The following is a 19,492-nucleotide window of genomic DNA, read 5'->3' as shown; positions in this document are numbered from 1 at the left end:
CACCACGGACACCCTTGCTCTTGGCTAACCTCTACTTCTGTCTTCGGGGTTCGGGACTTACACCCTATAGTTCATGTGCATGCCGGGCGCACCAAGAATAAGCAACCAACATTATATGTCGGTTGCTTATTTTAATGATAGATATAAAACAGCTAGAAATAGAGTTTGTGTCTAAACGAATCTTTGGCGATTCACCTAAAACTTTACCTACGAGTGACCGGATTATTTTAGTTAATTAATATGCATGTATACTAATTTATCCTTGCACGACCGTCAACCCTTCACTTGGTAACTTAAATTGATAATTCTCACTCGAAATAGCTGTAATGATGTTAGTTGGTTGAATCGTACTATCTACAAATTCAATACGTATTTCATTAGTAGCTTGATTTACAGCAACTGTTCCTTCAATACTTTGCCCATCGACTGTAAACGTTAATACCTCACCTACATCCACAGTAATACTATTAGAAGCTGTTAAAATCAATCCATTTTGAGTAAATGTTGCTGTATCAAGGCTAATTTCTGGAATAATCGTTACTTGCGCTGTGATTGCCGGGATCAATTCAGTAAATTCAAATGTCTCGGGATTTAAATAGGTTATCGCTTCATGTAAAGTGACCGTTACTTGATTATTATCGATTTCAAGTTGCTCTTCTGTCAGTGGATAATCTTGCCCTATTAGATTTTTAATCTCTTTGAAAATACTTGTATGATTAGTAATTTCATCATTAGGTACAGTAATCTGTTGACCCGATAACAAACTTTGCACAGCGAATACTTCTTGTAAACCATTAAGTGGCTGAACATTCATAAGCTTTTCTAATTTTTCCGCCATCTTGTTAAGATCTTCTTGTGATAAATTTGTATTTGCTAGTAAGATGTTCATATCTGTTAGAGAAGCAACCCGCTGAAATTCACCTGATTCCGCATTTGCCTTCATTTTTTCTGCATCTGCAATTGTAGTTGCAAATGCCTCTTTAACACTTCTAGGTATCCACTGTTTCGACTGTGGAATATCTTGCCCATTGTTCGAAATCGCTAAATCTTCACGTAAAATAGACTCTTCAAACTCTGCTAACTTCCACTTTGCCATTGAAATATAGTTTGCAAGACTTTCTGTTGATAGCTTCATTGTGCCATATTGTTTGGCAGCATCATAGACACGTTTTGCTACTATAAGCTTGTTGTAGGCTGTCAAAGCTTCTGAATTGGTTACATTTACTTTAGCGGCAGTACGCTCTGCTTCTTCTAGTACTTCACTAAACTTTGCTTTCACTTCTGCTGTCGTCCATTGGCGATGAATTGCAATTGTTGATCCGTCTACTGAAACCTCCACTAACCCTGATTTCGCCTCTACAATTGCCTGTTGTAGACGAATTAAATCCGTGTTAGTAAGGCCCGTATCAGTGCTACTTCCAGAGCTACTATCGCTACTAGAACCGTTATCTGTTGAACTATTGGATGATGGGGTATTATAAGGTACTTGTGTATTAGCAGCTGTTATAAAATTCGTTATTTGTCCAGGTTGAGCACCAATCATCCTGCGTAATTGTTCTAGAGGAACCGTAGCTCTAACATTCGTAATCCTCACTGATGGCTGTAGGCTAATATTAGCTTGAGGAGTACCTACGAGTAGATTGCCTATGCTTAAAGAACCTCCAATAATTACATTTGGTTTCATTTCGCTATCACCTTGTTGAGCTCCCTGTTGGTTTGCCTGCTCTTGTTGTTGCTTTATTTGTTCTAGTTTTTTCTTTAATTCATTCATTGTGGTTTGCATTTGCTGTTGCGTAGAGTTAGACAACAGTCCTTGCTGTTGTGACCGTTCCAAAAACACTTGCTGTTCCATTAACAATCCCTGCTGTTGATTAAGCAACTGAAGGAACAACTTTTGTAGGTCTTCAGGAGACCGAAGTATCAAATTATCAATCATTGCTGTTCCCGATACTTCAGTACTTTGCCCTAGATAGAAATCTGCTACACCTACACGAGGTGCATTAATTATAATCTGGATAGTAGGAAAAATAACTGCATATGGTATTGATCCATCCGAGTTGATAGTTGCTGATCCAGCAGCTGATACTCTTCCTAGCACACTACTATGAACGCTCAGAGTTAGCCCTCCCCCCTCTTCTGTTACAAAAAACTGTGTTGCTACATTTGTAAGTGAAGCTGTGACGATAGGAGCTCTCTCTTGGATAATCAACTCACCTTTTACCTCTACCTGATTGATTGCGACATTTGTTTTTGCTCGATCTGTCAACACAACATTTTCAGTGATGATCATATTTTTCAGTTCAACAAAATCTGCATTGACTGTAATGTTGCCAGTAAATATTGAATTACCACCATCTAATGTAATATTGGCGCCTTGTTGCCCAGATGTATTCAATTCAATAAATACTAGATCTGCAATTTCGCCTTCTACAAAGATCACGTCAATACGTGCACCTTCTAATGCAGCAGCATTTCTTTCATTTAGCATTGCTTGAACATTTGCACCAATTGTCCATTCCTGATCTTCGGCTTTCACTTTGTCTTTTTTGATTTCTTCTATCGTCAAAGTCTCTAATACTATTTCAGCGCTTGCCTTCTCCTTTTCGGGTTGATCTGATTGAATTGCCTGCACTGCCCTTTCAGCTCTGACGATAAATGAAGCCAGTTGCCCCCTTGCCACAAAATTCTCTCCACCAAACGTCGTCGCTGTTGTACCTGTTGTAATGCCATATTCAAACAATGTACTAATCGCCTCTTTATAGTCACTGTGTAGATCTGTAAATGGTAATTCTACAGATGCAGAACCTTCTAGACTAAGTGCACGTGTAATTATTTTCGCCATATGATTGCGCTTAATCGATTCATTCGGACGGAAAGTGCCATCAGCATATCCATCTATTATGCCTGCCTGTTTGAGTGTAGCAATTGCCCCTGCATATTCATTTTGTGGCGATACATCTCGAAATCCAGCATTAGCGACATTTCCTGTATCTAATCCTAAAATTCCTACGATCATTTTGGCAGCTTGTCCACGTGTCACTTGCTTTTCAGGTGCAAAAGTTCCGTCCGCGTAGCCTTTAATAATGCCACGGCTTGCTAAGTCCATAATGGCTGCATAATGACTATTACTCTCCAACACATCCGAAAATTTTGGCGTTGCTGCCTCCGCTACTATGTCCATTCCTGTAGGTACAACACATGTTGCAGCTACTACCGCTGCTACTGTAGAAATAAATAGCTTTTTTTTCACCATGTTTCTCTCCTCCGTAATTATCTTTACTAATATTTCATCCACATATTAAACTACGAAGGTTAAAATTAGGTTAAATTATTAAAATATTTAAAAATCTATTTTCACCAAGATCCACGTCCTCCTCAGCTTACTTCCACTTTTATGGATCCTTAAGATAGCCATCAAATGGACATTCATAGCTTATTTGATGGCAACGGTCAGTAGGTTATAAATGCACGTAATCATGGCCATCCTCAACATCAAAAAAGCGACCACACAACCTGTAGCGGTTGTATGGTCGCATAAAAATCGGAAATGGAAGTGGACAGATCTCTCGCCTCCACCTCTCAATCCCCGAAGATGTGTTGTTTTCTTGAACGTAACGGCAGGTCTCCTGGCTCGTGCCTTTAGCCAAATGATTGCCTTCCCGTTTTTCACAGTGGCTTTTTGATCATTTGTCAACACTCACAGTTGCGGGGACAGCTCCGGCTTTAGATGACTCTATTTCCGAATTCCCTATTAAACCATAATGGTACCGCTTGTTCAAAATACTATATATTATGTTTAAATTCCTAAACAAATCTTACATACTGTGTTTGGTTTTTCAAATAGAAGATTCGCACTTTGAAACTTACAAGCCTCTACTTTTGTTCGTCAATGGTCTAGGAACCCTCAGTTATACACAATTTTTCAAAATTTCTAGTGAAAATATTTTGTGCCTGTTCTTCTTTTCCCGAGTGTACCCCAAGTAATATGACAGTACATGGGCCTGCTGTTTTGGTAATATCTAGTGAGCACTCTACTTTATTATCACCAAATAATCGTGAAAACTCAACTTGAAGTCCTTTGGATCCAACTGGCCAAACTTGCTGCACAATTTCCTCTTGCCAAGCGTCAAAAATTGGTTGCAACTGGGCAACATTTTCAGGCTGCTCTAGCACCTCATTACCGACAAGGGGTAGCCCATATGTGTACCAAATAAGTTTATTATGTTCATATTCGGTACGCTTTTGTACCTCACCAAGCATCGTAATCGATAAGCCGGATTGCAATGTCGGCATATTTGACTCAGAGGAACCATCTACACGTGGACGCACAAGACCTATTTCATCAAATACCTGTTCAATCCCTGCCACGTAGCGATTCCATGCATCATCTCCTGAAAAATTCGCAAGTAAAATATGTGTAGGAATAGCATTTGCAGCAAGTTGCTCTAAAAATGTAACACGCGCAGTTAAATACGCAGTCAATTTGTCAGACGCACTCACAATATCTTGTGGTTTTTCACCAATGGCCGCGGCATTATCTGTTGTTGCAATCAACCCACCAATTTTCACAGCATTTCTCAATGTGCCCGCCCTTCTTTTCGTACAAACACTTTCGAAATAACTGGCATCACTACAGCGACAATCACTAAGTTAATAAGTGTTGCCATGAACAGACCGGGTAATGCCCCCCAGAAAAATGCCGGGCTAATGATGAAGTAAAATGGCAGTGGGGCAATGATCCCATTTAAAATAAGTGCTACTGGCCATTTCCAAAAGTTCAATCCTTTTTTATGCATAATACCAAATAGCCAAACTACTACAAACATTTCCGCTGCAATAATAAGATGCAAAGGCCCAAGTGGGAATCCTGATGTTAGTGCTGTAATAAAATGACCTATCATACCCGCAACGCCCGCTAACATAGGTGATAAGAACGCTACACTTAAAAAAGCAGGTGCAGAGTCTAGTGCCGCAGTTGATACAAAAGATGGTACTTTAATGACTGCGCCAATAGCACAAATTGCTGCTATCATAGCTGTTAGCGTCAAGTTCGTTAATTTTTGTCTATCCATATCCATTTCCTCTTTTCTATCTATTTTATAGTCTCGCCGATACCATACCAAATACGAACCACTTGCTTTGCTTCCGCAAATAACGCCTGGTACAACCGACCACACGTATCACGTAGCATCCTCGCTTGTTTTTCCATTGGTACAACGCCACGTCCCATATCCGTCACAATTATATACAGCGTACATTTTTCTTCAAGAGCCTTTAGTCGTGTTAAAACATTTGCGACAAGTACCTCATCGTCTTCTAAGTTTTGTGTTATGAGCCATTTGTCTAAGTTTTTTATTACCAACACTTTGTAAGATGGGATGTTTTCTGGTATAAAGCCATCTGCGAGAAAAACATCTTGGCCTTCAAGCTTTCTCATTACATAGTCGGTTTTCCCGTTATAGGCGCCACCGATAAAGACATGCATCTCGCCCCCTCCTTCCAAGCTTCTTGTGAGAAGGTTAATGTAAACATTACATGATGTGGTACATCGTATGACCAAAAAGTTTTTTCCTCTGGTGCAAAACGAACTAATAATGCACGAATTACACCACCATGTAGAACTAGTACATAGTCTTGTTCATCTTTTGGTAAGGTTAGAAACCCTTCAACAACTCGGGCACAAAACATATCAAAACCTTCTCCGTTTGGTGGGATATGTTCGACCGGATTATCTAACCATGCACAATAACGCTCGTCTGATTTTAATTCATCATATGTTTTGCCTTCGAAATCACCAAAATTCGTTTCCCGAAAAAGAGCTTCACTTATGTAGGTTGCATTTGGAAAATAACTTTCGGCTGTTTGCTGGCAGCGCAATAAATCACTACCATATACTTTAGTCACATTTTGATCCACCTTTTGAAGTACGAATCCATCCACTAAAGGTGAATCCGTCCAGCCAAGATAACGCTTTTCAAGGTTTTCTTTCGTTGGCGCATGTCGCATTAGACGAACACTAACAATGTCACCCATAATACGACCTCCATTCCTTCAATCGAAGCGCCGAGTAAATCACCCGAGACACCACCAAAATTCCGTAATGTAAAGTGACGAAACACCAAAAGTGCAATAGCTAAAACAGCTAACAAAACAATTGGCACAAATAAACTACCAGTCACAAAACCTACGCCACTAATCGCTAGTATGAGTGTCACAATCATTAGCGCTACTAGTACCCCTGATTTTATATGCGTTTTAAAAAAGTACGCAAGTCCCTTCTCCTTTGAACACTTCAAGGACATAAAGTAAAAACTCATGCCCACCCTTGTGATGAGCGGAATAAATATCAATGTCCATAACGCAAGCTTTTCCTGCACGAACAGTTCATGGAGAACCACAAATTTTCCAAGCACTAAAAATAGCACTGACATGACGCCAAATGCTCCTACCCGTGGATCATCTAAAATTTCAAGTCGCTTCTCTCGGTCCCGATATGAAAAATAAGCATCCCCCATATCGATAAATCCATCCAGATGGAGACCACCCGTAAAGAGCGCAAATAATCCTATGATGACAAAAGTAAGCAGGACTTCGCTACTTGCTGTCCATTCCGTTAAACCATAAATACTTGCAGCCACAAGGCTTCCCATGATGGCACCCACCCATGGTAAAAAGGCAAACATACCAGTGATGGTGGATTTCGTCAACGGAATTTCTTTATGTACAGGCAAAACTGTAAAAAACTGAAATGCGAGTAATACGCTATACCAACTATTTTTCAACGCCTTGCCTTCTTTCTTGTTTATTGGTAACTATCGAAAATTTTTATACATCCTTACAAATAAAATCATAGTAGGGTTGAGCAACTTTCTCCTCATGTTGAGCGACTTAGCCCCGAACTTGAGCGACCTTCTCACCAGGTTGAGCGACTCAGCACCGAACTTGAGCGATTTTCTCTTCATGTTGAGCGGCTCAGCACTGAACTTGAGCGATCTTCTCTTCATGTTGAGCGACTCACTCCCTACCTCGAGTGACCCGCACCACTTTAACAACCCAGCCAATTCATTTCCATTTTTTCACGACACCATAATCCATTTCATATGCAGTGTTAGCGACTGAAACAAACCATTGATGCAGTTCCCCGAGCATTTGTCGATATAGTTCGACCTCCTCACTCGTATAAGAAGGCTCATCAAATAATTCATTGGATACGACAAAAAGCGTCACCTTTTTTTTCAGTAACGTCACTACCGATTCTTTCATCACTCGTAGCTTTTCCTTTAAGCAACCAGGCTTTCCTACACATGGCGTTCCAGAGTCGAAACCTTCATAAAATGCATTGGTTAGCCATGTTGTCACACAATCCCATAGGGCAACATCGCCTGCAGCCAACTCACTAAAGGCTAAATCCACACGATAAGGTGCTTCGATTGTGTGCCATGACACCTCCTGTGCTAAACGATCCGCTTGATGCCGTATAATCCGTTTTTCCATTTCATTGTCTGTTGCCACGCCAGACGCAACATAAACGAGCCGTTTTTGTTTGAACGGCTCGTTTTGATATTGGGCTACGGCAGCTTGTTCAGCAAAATAAGATTTGCCGCTACGTACCCCACCCGTTATAAAAATAAGTGGCATGCACTAACGCCTCCTTATTGTAAATGCAACGTACTGCCGATTTCTTTTACTCGCCATTGATCGTTTTCTACATCTACAATTGTGACACTTGTGTCTTCAATTATTGGTGGTGCCCATAGTTGTTTAATACTTCTACCTAAAATGGCATTCACGATACATTTAATCGTTACACCATGGGACACTAGTAGAATTTTATCATCCGGATATTGATTAGCAATATTTTTCAGGGCATACATCGCGCGCTCAGTGACTGTACCAAAGCTTTCTGTATGAGTGGCAATAAATTGTGCAGGAAAATCAGTATACACTTCATACTCGTACCGATCATGCTGTCGTACTTCATCAATTGTTCTACCTTGCCAATTACCTAGATTAATTTCACGCAAATCATCTACATAGTGAATTGGCAAGTTTTTATCGTGAACTAAATAAGATAAAGTTTCCTTTGCACGCTCACTTGAACTACAGAAAGCCGCTGCAAATTTTACACTCTTTAAATGTTCACCTAATTTTTTTGCATGCATAATACCATCAGATGTTAGTTGTGAATCAAGCCACCCCTGTAACCTCTGTTCTTTATTCCATACAGTCTCCCCATGTCTAACAAGATAAAACATTGTCATTTATCTCACCCTTGCTTTTTTTGTATTAAACCATTCCTCTAAACAGCCATGTAAACGCGACATTGTTGTAATATCCTTCATCCCCACACGGAACCATTTTCCGTCAAGCCCTTTAAAATTCTTTGTATGACGTAACACGACACCTTTTGCTAAACAATACGTAAAAAAATCATCTGGATCATTTGACTGTGGTAATGAAAAGCATACGTAATTCGTTACACTGTTTGTAACTTGACAACCATGCAGTGTTAAAAATTCTTGTAACCATTGTCGTTGTATAGTCGCATGCGCTATTGCATTAGTACAATAATCTTTTTCATCCAAACAGCCTGCACCTAATACTAATGCAAGTGCATTTAGATTCCAATGTGGTAACATTTCTTTAAGTGTTGCCACAATTTCTGGACTTGAAACCAAATAACCTAGGCGTAGTCCAGGTATAGCGTACATCTTTGTCATTGAACGAACGACAATAACATGTGGATTCTCTGCCACGCTGCCTATCAGCGAAAAATCTTCGCTGACCCAATCTATAAACGCTTCGTCAAAAATAAGCTCACACTGAACCTTTGCTCCATGCGCAATTAGTTGCATCAACTCCCTCTTTTGGGGCAGTACACCAGTCGGATTATTAGGTGTACAAATAATTAATGCATCTGCATCCATCATTTCCGAAAATAAACGATCCATCGGCAAAGCATATTGCATAACATCTTCAACTACAACAGATACAACTTCCGCATTTGCAGCTTTTAACGTTCGTTCATATTCAGCAAATGTTGGATGTATGACAATCACTCGTTTATTTTCATAACGTCTTGCCAGTACGCTAAATAATTCAGATGCACCATTTCCAAGTAACACTGTATTTTTAGATACCCCATGAAAAGTAGCTACTTTCGATAGAAATGGTTCCCCATCCGGATCAGGATAACGCTGAATTAACGGATAAAAAGTACGCCATCGTGCCTCTACAAATGGAGGAGGACCTGCACTATTGACATTTTCACTAAAATCATACACTTCTGTTGGCATAACCAGCCCAAGCTGGCCATACACATTTTGTGGATTGGCTCCATGATTAGGCAACTGCAAGAATAAACACCTCCACCGCTATCATTACGAGCATAAAGAGTAACGTCGCAATACGCATATGTATAACCGTTTTTGCAATATGCTCTTTCGTTAAGGGAACTAATTTCTCCCCCATTGTCGCTCGAAAAGATTCAATACCTTGATATGAATTTTTACCGCCAAGCTGTACTCCTAATTGAACAGCTGTTGCGGCTTCTAAATAACCGCTATTCGGACTTGGATGTTTTTTCGCGTCTTTCAGCCAACGTTTAAAACGCCCACCGAGCGACACACTTGTTTCATTTTTTGTACCGAGCACCATTAATAACCCCGTTATACGACTTGGAACAAAATTCAACACATCATCAAACTTTGCCGCGAACATGCCAAAGTCTTGATATTTTTCATTTTTATAGCCAATCATCGAGTCTAATGTGTTGACCGCCTTATACCCCCATAAACCAATTGCGCCAAATAAAAACGCATAAAATAAAGGAGCTGTTACACCGTCGCTCGTATTTTCTGATACAGTTTCTACGACACCACGTACAATTTCATCTTCGTCTAGCTTTTCAGTATCTCGCCCGACAATCCACGATAGCTTCACACGTGCCTCTGCAAAATCACCTTTTGCAAGCGGTTCGTACACAGCCATCGCTGCCTCCTTTAGACTACGTTGTGCCAAACCTATACCAATTAATAATCCTTCCACAACAACGCCAAATATAAAGCTAACATTATAACTAATAAGTAAAATTGCTGTCACGACAAACATGGTTGTTCCTACAACTGCCAGTGCCATAATCAAGCCTCGCGTTTTACGCATTCTTCCTTTATTCCATAACTCAGTCTGTGATTCAATCAGTTTACCAATCCAACGAACTGGATGGGGCAATTTTGGGGGATCCCCTACAATTAGATCAAATACTAGCCCAATGATACAGGCGATCATCATTGCTATCATAGTGGATTCTCCTCTTTATCTTTTTTATATTTTTGAATCGCTTCACGCATTGTTTCATAAACGCCGTGACCAATAACTTTGCCAAGCATAGTAATCGGACCCGCGTATTGATGATAGTCTCCCTCTTCAGTGGACGCAATTAATAAACTATCTGTTGATGTGCCAGTTGCTTGCGTACCTGTAGTCGGATCTAGGATTTCTTCGTCAAATAGTGCCTTAACCTTCGCCTCAGTTGTTGAAATCATCGCCTGAAATAATGCCTCATCAGACAATTTTCCATTAATCAGCACCCAAGTGTTAATTGTACCAGCATGATACTGCTCCTGACGATGGAACGAACGTGTAATATCAACAGCATTTCCAAGACCTGCTGTAATCATTACCACAATCCGATTGCCTTCATAGTCAAACTCTCGAACAGTTGCATAACGCGCAAACACCGCAGTCATCATCGCAACCGTATTAGATGGATGAAAGCCCTCCCCTTCTAAAAAGCGTTCTAATTCTTCATGAGGATACCGCTCATCGTATTGATAAGATACCGATCGATTAACAAAATTACTGTAATAACCAAAACCAGGATTATGCATTGCTGATGATACTACTTTTAATGGCTTTTCCATCTGTAAGGCTACATATTGGTCCGTAATTTTGACATGTTCCTTTTGAAGCACAACCATTATTTCGCCCTCCCAAAACAAAAAAACAAATTCCTGCCTAACAGAATTTGTCTCGTTCATATAATTATGTAAATACATGGTTTACTTGAACTCGTGAATTCTTTTCAAGCAATATAGGAATAAAACTATTATTATTTAAATATTCTTTTATTCAAAATTGTAACATAACTTTAGCGTAAAAAACAATATTATTCAGATAGAAACACCTACTTTTATACTAACCGCATAACATTTTTAGGATATTATCACTATTCGAATCTATCCTCACTATATAAATAGGAGATATCTTTTCTATTAAGACACCTCCTTAATCTTACTGTTGCTTCGATTTCAAATTTTTAAAACGAACAACTGATCCAGCGATGATAAATACCCAACCAATGCCGATATAAACAAACTTCATCGTTTTAGTAGATGCTGGCAGTACATCCATAATCGTTAAACATACAAATAATATACCGATTACCGAAAGACCCATGCCAAATGCTAATTTATTCACTTTTGTTCCCCCTAACTCTCTGCCCTCGATTCTACCTTATTCTAGCGAAAAAGAAAACACTAATCCAACCGAGGATGGCTGAATTAGTGTTCTTTGTCTATGCATTTACAGGTGCAAAAAACTCTCCATAAAGCGCTTGTAAAATTTGGTTTTCGAATTTTTGTAATACACCAAATACTAAGCTAACTTCTGATGACCCTTGGTTAATCATTTCAATATTTGCACCAGTTCTTGAAATAGCAGTTGCTGCACGTGCAGCAAGACCAGTGTTATTACGCATACCCTCTCCTACAATCACAATCATCGAGAAGCCATGGCGCATCTGTACATCATCCGCATGTAATTCATTTTTCACACGAGACACAATTCGTTCTTCAATTTCTGGTGTTAGTTGATTTGAACGCATTATTACTGAAATATCGTCTAATCCTGATGGAGTATGTTCATAGGAAATGTTTTCATCTTCTAAAATATGCAATAGCTTACGTCCAAAACCAACTTCACGGTTCATCAAATACTTTGAAACATATAAAGTTGAAAATCCACTATCAGCAGAAATCCCAGTCACTGGACGACCTGATGTTAAGCGAGTTGGCACGATACGTGTACCAGGAGCAGAAGGATTATTTGTATTCTTAATGTTAACCGGCACCCCAATCTTGTAAACAGGCATTAAAGCTTCGTCATGGAAGACAGAAAAACCTGCATATGATAATTCGCGCATTTCGCGATATGTGATTTCTTTAATTTCCACTGGATCATTCACAACTTTTGGATTTGCAGAGAATACACAGTCTACATCTGTAAAGTTTTCGTATAACTCGGCTTCTACAGCTGCCGCTAAAATGGAGCCTGTAATATCTGAGCCCCCACGGTCAAATGTGCGTAATACGCCTGCTTTTGTATAGCCAAAGAAACCAGGGAAGACAATGATTTCTTCTGAATTTTTTAGAGAAGCTAAATTTTCATAAGCTTCAGGCAATGCAAAAGTTCGCTCCGGTAAGTCATTTACAACTAAACCTTCTTTTGGACTTACATAACGTGCTGGCATGCCAATTGAGTTAAAGTATACAGCGATTAGCTTCGCGTTATTGTCTTCTCCAGATGCCTTTAGACTATCTACGAATAGTTCTCTATTTGATTTATCACCTTGCACGCGTTCACGTAAATCGTCTGCGATCACATCACAAATTGTATTATCTAAATTTAACTCATCAGTAATAGACTTGTATCGATTTACGACTATTTGTACTTTAGATTCTATGTCCTCATTATTAAGAGCTGTCTCTGCTAAATCAATGAGTAAATCTGTTACTTTAATATCGTCGCTTGAGCGTTTTCCTGGTGCTGATACAGCTACGATTTTACGTGCCGGATTTGCTTTTACAATCCCCGCCACTTTTTGAATTTGTTCTGCACTTGCTACTGATGTTCCACCAAATTTACATACGATCATGTTCATCAAATCCTAACTTTTTAAAATGAGTGTATTTCCCGAAAAAACAATTGATTGTACACAGTGTACAAATTATCATTCTCTACGTCAATACAATTTCAAAAATTCAAGCAATTTAATTTTTAATAATGGGAAATATTCGCACCATTTTGTTTATTATACGGATTTCATGTGAAATAGTTAAGGTTTTTATTATTTTTTTTCATTCCTCTCACATAATCGGGAGAATCTTTGTTTGAAACAGCTTTCTAGTCCATCATCGTAACTTGAATTTGATTTTCGCGCTGGCTGTGCGCTTTCCCGGGAGTGTATGATGAACTGCTTCACTCACAAACTCACTCCAGGGTCTCGGGCCAACAAGAAGTTGGTCACGAAAGCGCCCAGCCTTCACTTTAATCCACCAGCATTTTAATATTGTTCTACGCTTTAACCAAATGTCATCCCCGATTTTTGGTGCTGACCAAACTGCTTTCTAAAAAATAGTTTTCAAACTGCAAGGAGAGAAACAAGTCTACTTCACTTGCTTTCTATCACAAAATGCTTTGCAACAACTTTTCAATTGCTTTTTGTTCACGTTTTGAAAGTTCTTGCCCCTGACTTTCTTCTATATAAATAAGTAAACGCTTACTTTCATTAGTATACGCTGAAAAAATCGGGGTGTTTGTGCTATTGACAACATTCACCTTCGTCGACTCATTTGCAAAATAGACCGCTCCATGCACCCATATATCCATCCCATGATGACGTAAAAATTGATGTAATCGATACGCATGTGTAGATACTTGCTTGACTGGATTATAAAAGGTTGACTCACCAGACCTGCGCTTAATTTGATGCAACCTCTGATCATCTGCATTCCCTTTTATCACACCAGCGTAATTTTTCACCTCTACAACAAATACACCACTTGGTCCTACTACAATCGTATCTAATTGACTTTCCTTACGCCCACTCACAACAAGCACATCTGGAAATACTGAGTAAGTATTTGGCAGCTTAGCTAGAATACGTAGTACCTTATCCTCACCTACTAGTCCGGCTTTAACCTTCCCATACTGATTTTTCAATGTGAATTGACGACACATATATAAAGCAACAAATGCCGCAGCCATGATTGTCCATACTACTTGCTCCCACTTCCATTGAATGTACACGACGAGTAAAACACCTATGAGTGAACCAAATCGATGCAAAAATCGTCTCCTTGTTATTTTTTTTATTTCTTTTTCTAGTTGTCTTTCATGCTGATAAATTTTTGCCATCTTCTTAGCCTCAAAAAAAAGATTGATTGGCGATGCAATCAACCTTTTTTACACTTTCCATTTTAATTTGTATTGGCAAAAACAAACGCCAGTTTTCCATCTTCTAACTTGAGTTTTGCCTTGCCCTTTTTCCCACTTTTCCAAGTAAAACGTATTTCACGGGTTTCTTTTCCAAGCAATAGCTTTTTCGCATCGTTCGGTGTGATTTTGCCCTTCATAATAACCTTGGCGATGAAAAACTTACAGCCTTTATTCGAACAACTATACCCTTTAAACCCTTCAATCACATCGCCACTACATTCAAGACAGCGTCCCACCTTAACGACTTCTTTTTCTGCTACAGCCATCTCTAACGCCTTCATACTTGCTGTCGTTTCATCAATATAAGCAAGCATTTCCTGATAAAATGCTACTGAAGATAAGGTGCCATCGACAATGTCCTTTAGCTTTTTACTCCAGACAGCCGTTAGTACTGGCGAAACAACGTCATGCCCCTGTAAACTAGCTATCACATCGATACCAAATTGTGTCGCTACAAAGGATTTTTTCTCACGTGCCATCATGCCAATCGTAATGAGTTTCTCTAAAATTTCCGCGCGTGTTGCTGATGTTCCGATCCCCTCTGCATCTTTTAAACTAGCCTGCAAAGCCTTGTCCTCAACAAAACGACCCGCATGAAACATCGCATCGAGTAACGTACTATCCGTATAGCGAGCAGGCGGCTCTGTCATTTTCGAAAGTATTTCCTTCCCGAGCAGTGGTATCTCCTGTCCCTTTGTAAGTAGTGGTAACGGCATTTCTTCTTTTTTACGATGAGTCTCGTACAAAATAGTAAAACCTTTATCTACTACCATATTGCCACTAGCCTTCAAGTACTCACCATTTGATGATAAAAACATAACCGTTTTATCTAATACATATGGCGGCATAAAGATAGCAAGCAATCTTTTAGCAATTAAATGATAAACTTTTTGCTCAAGTGGATTTAATTTTTCAAGTTTTGGTACTGTATCTGTGACTGTGATCGCGTGGTGATCGGTCAATTTTTTATCATCAACATAGCGTTTTGAATGCATAACTTTTTGTATATGCCCTGAATTCTCACGTAATCCTGCTACCACATTTGAATACTCAGGTAATGCACTAAGAGCCTGAAGATGTTTGTCGATGCCAACTGCGAAATTCGTCGGCAGATTCTTTGATTCTGTTCTTTATCTACATAAAATGGACTTAATTATTTTGGACTTAATTAAAATGTAGAAAAGCCTTGATTATTAGTCAACATAATTAGATTTCCTAATAAAAGATGGTCACAATTATTAATATAACCGTTATACTGAAAATTCATTTATAATTATTATACAAGAAGTTGTAATTATTATTAATAGGAGAAGAGTATATGAAAATAGTAATTGCAGAAAAACCAGACCAAGCTGCTAAATTAGCTGCCCCTTTTTCTTTTACAAAAAAAACTGGTTATTTTGAAGTTAAGCCAAACACATACTTTCCAGCTGGAGCACTTATCACATGGGCGATTGGACATCTATGTGAACTGAAAGCTCCTGAGGAATATAATTCCACATGGAAAAAATGGACATTAGAAACATTACCTATTATTCCAGATCGATTTGAATATAAAGTGACTAAGTCAAAGTATAAACAATTTAATGTCATTAAAAGTTTAGTAAAAAGACCTGACATTCAAGAAATCATTATTGGTGGTGATGCTGGGCGCGAAGGTGAATTAATTATCCGCACCATTTTAAGAGTATGCAGTGTTAACAAACCGATGAAACGTCTATGGATATCATCTTTAACAGAAAACGCTGTAAAAAATGGGTTTGCAAACTTACTACCAGAAGAGAAAACACGCGATATTTACTTTGAAGCACTAAGTCGTTCATGTGCAGACTGGTTAATTGGCATTAACACATCCAGATTATACACGGTACTCCTCAAACGAAATGGCGTGAAAGATGTATTTTCAATTGGTCGTGTACAAACACCTACACTTGCACTAATAGTAAAGAGAGAGCATGAAATTGCGAGTTTTAAATCAGAAACATTTTGGGAAGTGGAAACAGAGTTTATTTTTGATGGAAAAATGTTAAAAGCAAAATGGCATAAAGATAACATTTCAAGGGTTCAAGAGGAACGACAAGCTATTGCTATTGCTAATTTCTGTATCAATAAAAATGTAGAAATTAGGAGTATTAAGAAAGAAACAAAGGAATACGCTCCTCCATTGTTGTTTAATTTATCTGCATTACAAGCTACAGCAAACAAGGCCTATAAATTCTCACCACAGAAAACACTTGATATTTTGCAAAAACTTTATTTAAAGGGCGTAGTTTCCTATCCAAGATCTGATTCACAATTTTTAACGAATGAAGAAGCAAAAACACTACCGAAGATACTAGAGCAATTAAGTAAAATTGATAAATTTAAAAGTCTTCTTCCGCCACCGACAAGTTCAATTATGAATAATAAAAGATATGTGAATGAAAAAAAAGTAACTGATCACCATGCAATTATTGTTACTGAGCAAATACCAGATGTAGCAATGCTAAGTACAGAAGAAGAAAAGATTTATGATTTAGTCGCGAGACAAGTCATTGCAGCACATTACAATAATGCCATATTTTCTTACACAACGATTCATTCACTTGTCGATAAACGTGCAGAATTCATCTCTAAGGGCAAAGTACTACTGGAAGAAGGTTGGCGTAAGGTTATATATCATTCTAAAGATAACTCACCTTCAGACAAAGATGAACTGCTCCCCCTTTTACATGAGAATGAGCAAGGTACCGTTGCGAAAGCGAACATAAAAAAAGGTGAAACCCAGCCACCAAATCGTTATTCTGAAGGTAATTTGATTACCGTAATGAAAACAGCTGGTAAACATTTAGAAGATACGGAATTAGAAAAGGTCTTATCGAAAACGGAAGGATTAGGTACTGAAGCTACACGCGCTGGAATTATTGGGACATTAAAAGATCGAAACTATATCGAAGTTAAGAAAAACCAAGTCTTTGCAACGGCTAAAGGTATGTTACTAATTGAGGCCCTAGGTGAAAGTATCTTAACGTCCCCTTCCATGACAGCCAAATGGGAGCAACGACTATCTGAAATAGGTGAAGGCAACGCTTCTCCTAAAGCATTTATGGAACAAGTAAAAAAGCTTGCTGACAAATTGATTACAGATGCTAACGAGCGTGAAAAGAAATGGGCATTTAATCAAAATGTAGTCGATAAAATCACTGCAAATAATCCGTATAATAAAAAATATAAAAAAGAAAAAACAGTTGTTGGGAAATGTATCCTTTGCGAGGGATCAATTATAGATCATGGCACTTTTTACGGGTGTTCAAATTATAAAACAGCTAATTGTAAATTTTCGGTTTCAAAGAAACTTTTAAGAAAATCTATTTCACAATCGAATATGAAAAAACTTTTGGCAGCTGGTGAAACAGACTTAATAAAAGGATTTAAAAAAGGCGAGAAAACTTTTAATGCCCACCTTATTTGGGATGAAAAAGAACGTAAGATTAATTTTAAATTTCCGCAATAATCAACATTTCTACGTTCAACTTGTCATTGAACGTAGTTTGTCGCTCTTCAGATGTAGTCGTTTTTCCTGTATTGACGTCATCGCTTACAGTTATGATAGATAAATATTGATATATCAAGGGTAATAGATACTCTTAAAGGTTAAATACTTTTAAACAAAATATATAAATGCTGTATAGCTATTTTACTTTTGAAAGGTAAATTTCAGTCCCTTTTAGTCCCCTATTTTTAGGGGACATATTTTCCATCGTAATGAGATTAAACAAGTCGTTTCGTTTACAACCTCAATTATTGTGGCTTTCAGAGATCACATTTAAATAGGATGATACCCTACCTCAATATCGGCCCCCCTACGCCCCTTTACCTCTTTGGAAATAAGATCTTTTATTAAATCACTTCCTTGTGAAGCAGAACGAGCAAAGCAATCAAGTTTAGTTACCATAGGGGTATCGCCTTCTTTTAGAACATTTAGTAGTTCATTGAACAGTGGTCTACCCGTTTTAGTTCCAGTGAACTTCTCTTTGTAAATGACACTAGCACCATTTTGTTCTAACATTTGAACCTGTGCTTCTAGTTCCTGTCCAATTGTTGAAGCACGAGCATATCCACATACTGTAATTTCGGTTCCTCTTTTTACATTCACTTATGACACTTAATTATGACACCGATTGATATACCGATACTTTCACATCGACTTATCGGTGTCAAAACTCAAAAAATACGGCACGGGTATAAACAGAGCAATCCAATCAAATACTCTATTGTGTTACTTGACTGTTAGCGAGAACAGTCCTTTTCTAACAAATTTAAATACGTACATTTTGTAAAGGAACGTTTGATTTATGCCAGTAATCTTTACCTTAACAAATCTCCCCTTTTAGCAAAATGCAGAAATTCCTTGCCCTCTTCCATCAATATTCTTTAAGAATAATGAATGAAGCATATTTATTAATATAAATTTGAATATTAATGATTTTTTATGTAACATAAACAAGCCTCATAGTTAAAGGAGTTGATAATGATGGCTCAATTAATAAACATATTAGTTGTTGAAGATGACAATGATATAAATCAATTATTATGTAGTATCGTTGAAAAAAGTGGATATGCTTCACAGCCAGCTTTCTCAGGAACAGAAGCAATGATTTACTTGGAAAAGCAAAAGTGGGATATGGTATTACTAGATTTAATGCTTCCTGGTATGAACGGAGAAGAAATACTGTCAAAAATAGTTGAACAAAGTAACACTCCAGTCCTTATTATTTCTGCAAAACTGGAGCAGCAAACTAAAATTGATGCGCTAAGATCGGGCGCGGATGACTACATTACGAAACCATTTGATATTGATGAAGTATCAGCGAGAATTGACTCCCATTTGAGAAGATATCAACGTATGCAGGAACTTCCGACGAAAAAAGAATTAAGGCACAAAAACATAGTGATTGATACAGAAGCTAAAAAAGTAATTGTTGAGGGTAAATCACTCGCTTTTACAGCGCGTGAATACAATATTTTAGTACTTCTAATGTCATCACCTAACAAAATTTTCACGAAAGAGAACTTGTTTGAAAATGTTTGGAATGAACCATTTTATGGTGATGATAACACCATTAATGTTCATATGAGCAATTTAAGGAATAAGCTCTCTAAGGCAAGTCCCGGTGTTGAATATATCGAAACAATCTGGGGAATGGGCTACCGTCTTAAATCTTAAGGTTTTCTT

18 protein-coding genes, 1 pseudogene and 1 riboswitch are annotated in these 19,492 nt (G+C 38.2%); of the genes and pseudogenes, 2 read left to right on the top strand and 17 right to left on the bottom strand.

The genetic code is table 11. The annotated features are described in order from the left end of the window. Positions 1-256: 256 nt before the first annotated feature. From ACIQZG_RS21970 to ACIQZG_RS21895, 16 genes and pseudogenes are all read right to left on the bottom strand, one after another. Positions 257-3,253 carry an S-layer homology domain-containing protein gene (locus ACIQZG_RS21970; RefSeq protein ID WP_402757878.1) on the bottom strand — a complete coding sequence of 999 codons (2,997 nt, stop codon included), beginning with the start codon at positions 3,251-3,253 and terminating at the stop codon, positions 257-259. 346 nt (positions 3,254-3,599) lie between these two features. Then, positions 3,600-3,787, bottom strand: a riboswitch (cobalamin riboswitch). A gap of 107 nt (positions 3,788-3,894) precedes the next feature. Then, the gene (locus ACIQZG_RS21965; protein WP_402757876.1) at positions 3,895-4,581 is read right to left on the bottom strand and encodes a hypothetical protein; all 687 of its coding nucleotides are present in this window, start codon (positions 4,579-4,581) and stop codon (positions 3,895-3,897) included. Further along, positions 4,578-5,072 carry an ECF transporter S component gene (locus ACIQZG_RS21960; protein WP_402757874.1) on the bottom strand — a complete coding sequence of 165 codons (495 nt, stop codon included), beginning with the start codon at positions 5,070-5,072 and terminating at the stop codon, positions 4,578-4,580. Before ACIQZG_RS21960 ends, ACIQZG_RS21965 begins: the two co-directional genes overlap by 4 nt. A gap of 20 nt (positions 5,073-5,092) precedes the next feature. Beyond that, positions 5,093-5,485, bottom strand: coding sequence for a bifunctional adenosylcobinamide kinase/adenosylcobinamide-phosphate guanylyltransferase (locus ACIQZG_RS21955; RefSeq protein ID WP_402757872.1), 393 nt, complete (start codon positions 5,483-5,485; stop codon positions 5,093-5,095). Further along, complete coding sequence (locus tag ACIQZG_RS21950) at positions 5,437-6,033, bottom strand: histidine phosphatase family protein (RefSeq protein WP_402757870.1); 597 nt, start codon at positions 6,031-6,033, stop codon at positions 5,437-5,439. Before ACIQZG_RS21950 ends, ACIQZG_RS21955 begins: the two co-directional genes overlap by 49 nt. Beyond that, complete coding sequence (gene cobS / locus ACIQZG_RS21945; RefSeq protein ID WP_402757869.1) at positions 6,006-6,782, bottom strand: adenosylcobinamide-GDP ribazoletransferase; 777 nt, start codon at positions 6,780-6,782, stop codon at positions 6,006-6,008. Before cobS ends, ACIQZG_RS21950 begins: the two co-directional genes overlap by 28 nt. Before the next feature lie 280 nt (positions 6,783-7,062). Further along, positions 7,063-7,638: a bifunctional adenosylcobinamide kinase/adenosylcobinamide-phosphate guanylyltransferase gene (locus tag ACIQZG_RS21940; protein WP_402757867.1), complete on the bottom strand. Its 576-nt coding sequence runs from the start codon at positions 7,636-7,638 to the stop codon at positions 7,063-7,065. A 14-nt stretch (positions 7,639-7,652) separates the two neighbouring features. Further along, positions 7,653-8,261 carry a histidine phosphatase family protein gene (locus ACIQZG_RS21935; protein ID WP_402757866.1) on the bottom strand — a complete coding sequence of 203 codons (609 nt, stop codon included), beginning with the start codon at positions 8,259-8,261 and terminating at the stop codon, positions 7,653-7,655. After that, positions 8,262-9,356 (bottom strand): pyridoxal phosphate-dependent aminotransferase, encoded by a 1,095-nt coding sequence (locus ACIQZG_RS21930; RefSeq protein WP_402757864.1) that lies wholly within the window; start codon positions 9,354-9,356, stop codon positions 8,262-8,264. It abuts the gene before it with no gap. Then, the gene (cbiB, locus tag ACIQZG_RS21925) at positions 9,343-10,299 is read right to left on the bottom strand and encodes an adenosylcobinamide-phosphate synthase CbiB (RefSeq protein ID WP_402757862.1); all 957 of its coding nucleotides are present in this window, start codon (positions 10,297-10,299) and stop codon (positions 9,343-9,345) included. The genes ACIQZG_RS21930 and cbiB overlap by 14 nt, the downstream gene beginning before the upstream one ends. Next, positions 10,296-10,979, bottom strand: a complete 684-nt coding sequence (locus ACIQZG_RS21920; RefSeq protein ID WP_402757860.1) for an adenosylcobinamide amidohydrolase — start codon at positions 10,977-10,979, stop codon at positions 10,296-10,298. Before ACIQZG_RS21920 ends, cbiB begins: the two co-directional genes overlap by 4 nt. 313 nt (positions 10,980-11,292) lie before the next feature. Beyond that, positions 11,293-11,478: a hypothetical protein gene (locus tag ACIQZG_RS21915; protein ID WP_402757858.1), complete on the bottom strand. Its 186-nt coding sequence runs from the start codon at positions 11,476-11,478 to the stop codon at positions 11,293-11,295. 97 nt (positions 11,479-11,575) lie between these two features. Then, positions 11,576-12,934: an aspartate kinase gene (locus tag ACIQZG_RS21910; protein ID WP_402757856.1), complete on the bottom strand. Its 1,359-nt coding sequence runs from the start codon at positions 12,932-12,934 to the stop codon at positions 11,576-11,578. A gap of 530 nt (positions 12,935-13,464) precedes the next feature. Further along, the gene (locus ACIQZG_RS21905; RefSeq protein ID WP_402757854.1) at positions 13,465-14,196 is read right to left on the bottom strand and encodes a nuclease-related domain-containing protein; all 732 of its coding nucleotides are present in this window, start codon (positions 14,194-14,196) and stop codon (positions 13,465-13,467) included. 62 nt (positions 14,197-14,258) lie between these two features. Continuing rightward, positions 14,259-14,543 (bottom strand): topoisomerase C-terminal repeat-containing protein, encoded by a 285-nt coding sequence (locus ACIQZG_RS21900; protein ID WP_402757880.1) that lies wholly within the window; start codon positions 14,541-14,543, stop codon positions 14,259-14,261. Between the two features lie 69 nt (positions 14,544-14,612). Beyond that, a pseudogene (locus ACIQZG_RS21895) lies at positions 14,613-15,395 on the bottom strand (DNA topoisomerase); the annotation flags it as partial. A 200-nt stretch (positions 15,396-15,595) separates the two neighbouring features. Between ACIQZG_RS21895 and ACIQZG_RS21890 the strand changes: the two are divergent. Beyond that, positions 15,596-17,770, top strand: coding sequence for a DNA topoisomerase III (locus ACIQZG_RS21890; RefSeq protein ID WP_402757852.1), 2,175 nt, complete (start codon positions 15,596-15,598; stop codon positions 17,768-17,770). Positions 17,771-18,082: 312 nt separating this feature from the next. On the opposite strand, the gene ACIQZG_RS21885 is transcribed toward ACIQZG_RS21890, so the two are convergent. Beyond that, positions 18,083-18,412: a recombinase family protein gene (locus ACIQZG_RS21885; protein ID WP_402757850.1), complete on the bottom strand. Its 330-nt coding sequence runs from the start codon at positions 18,410-18,412 to the stop codon at positions 18,083-18,085. A gap of 378 nt (positions 18,413-18,790) precedes the next feature. Between ACIQZG_RS21885 and ACIQZG_RS21880 the strand changes: the two genes are divergently transcribed. Next, positions 18,791-19,483, top strand: coding sequence for a response regulator transcription factor (locus ACIQZG_RS21880; RefSeq protein ID WP_402757848.1), 693 nt, complete (start codon positions 18,791-18,793; stop codon positions 19,481-19,483). The last annotated feature ends 9 nt before the right edge of the window (positions 19,484-19,492 follow it).

The sequence above is a fragment of the Lysinibacillus sp. NPDC096418 genome (genome assembly GCF_044762775.1).
Lineage (GTDB): Bacteria > Bacillota > Bacilli > Bacillales_A > Planococcaceae > Lysinibacillus.
This window is presented reverse-complemented; position numbering and strand designations above follow the sequence as displayed.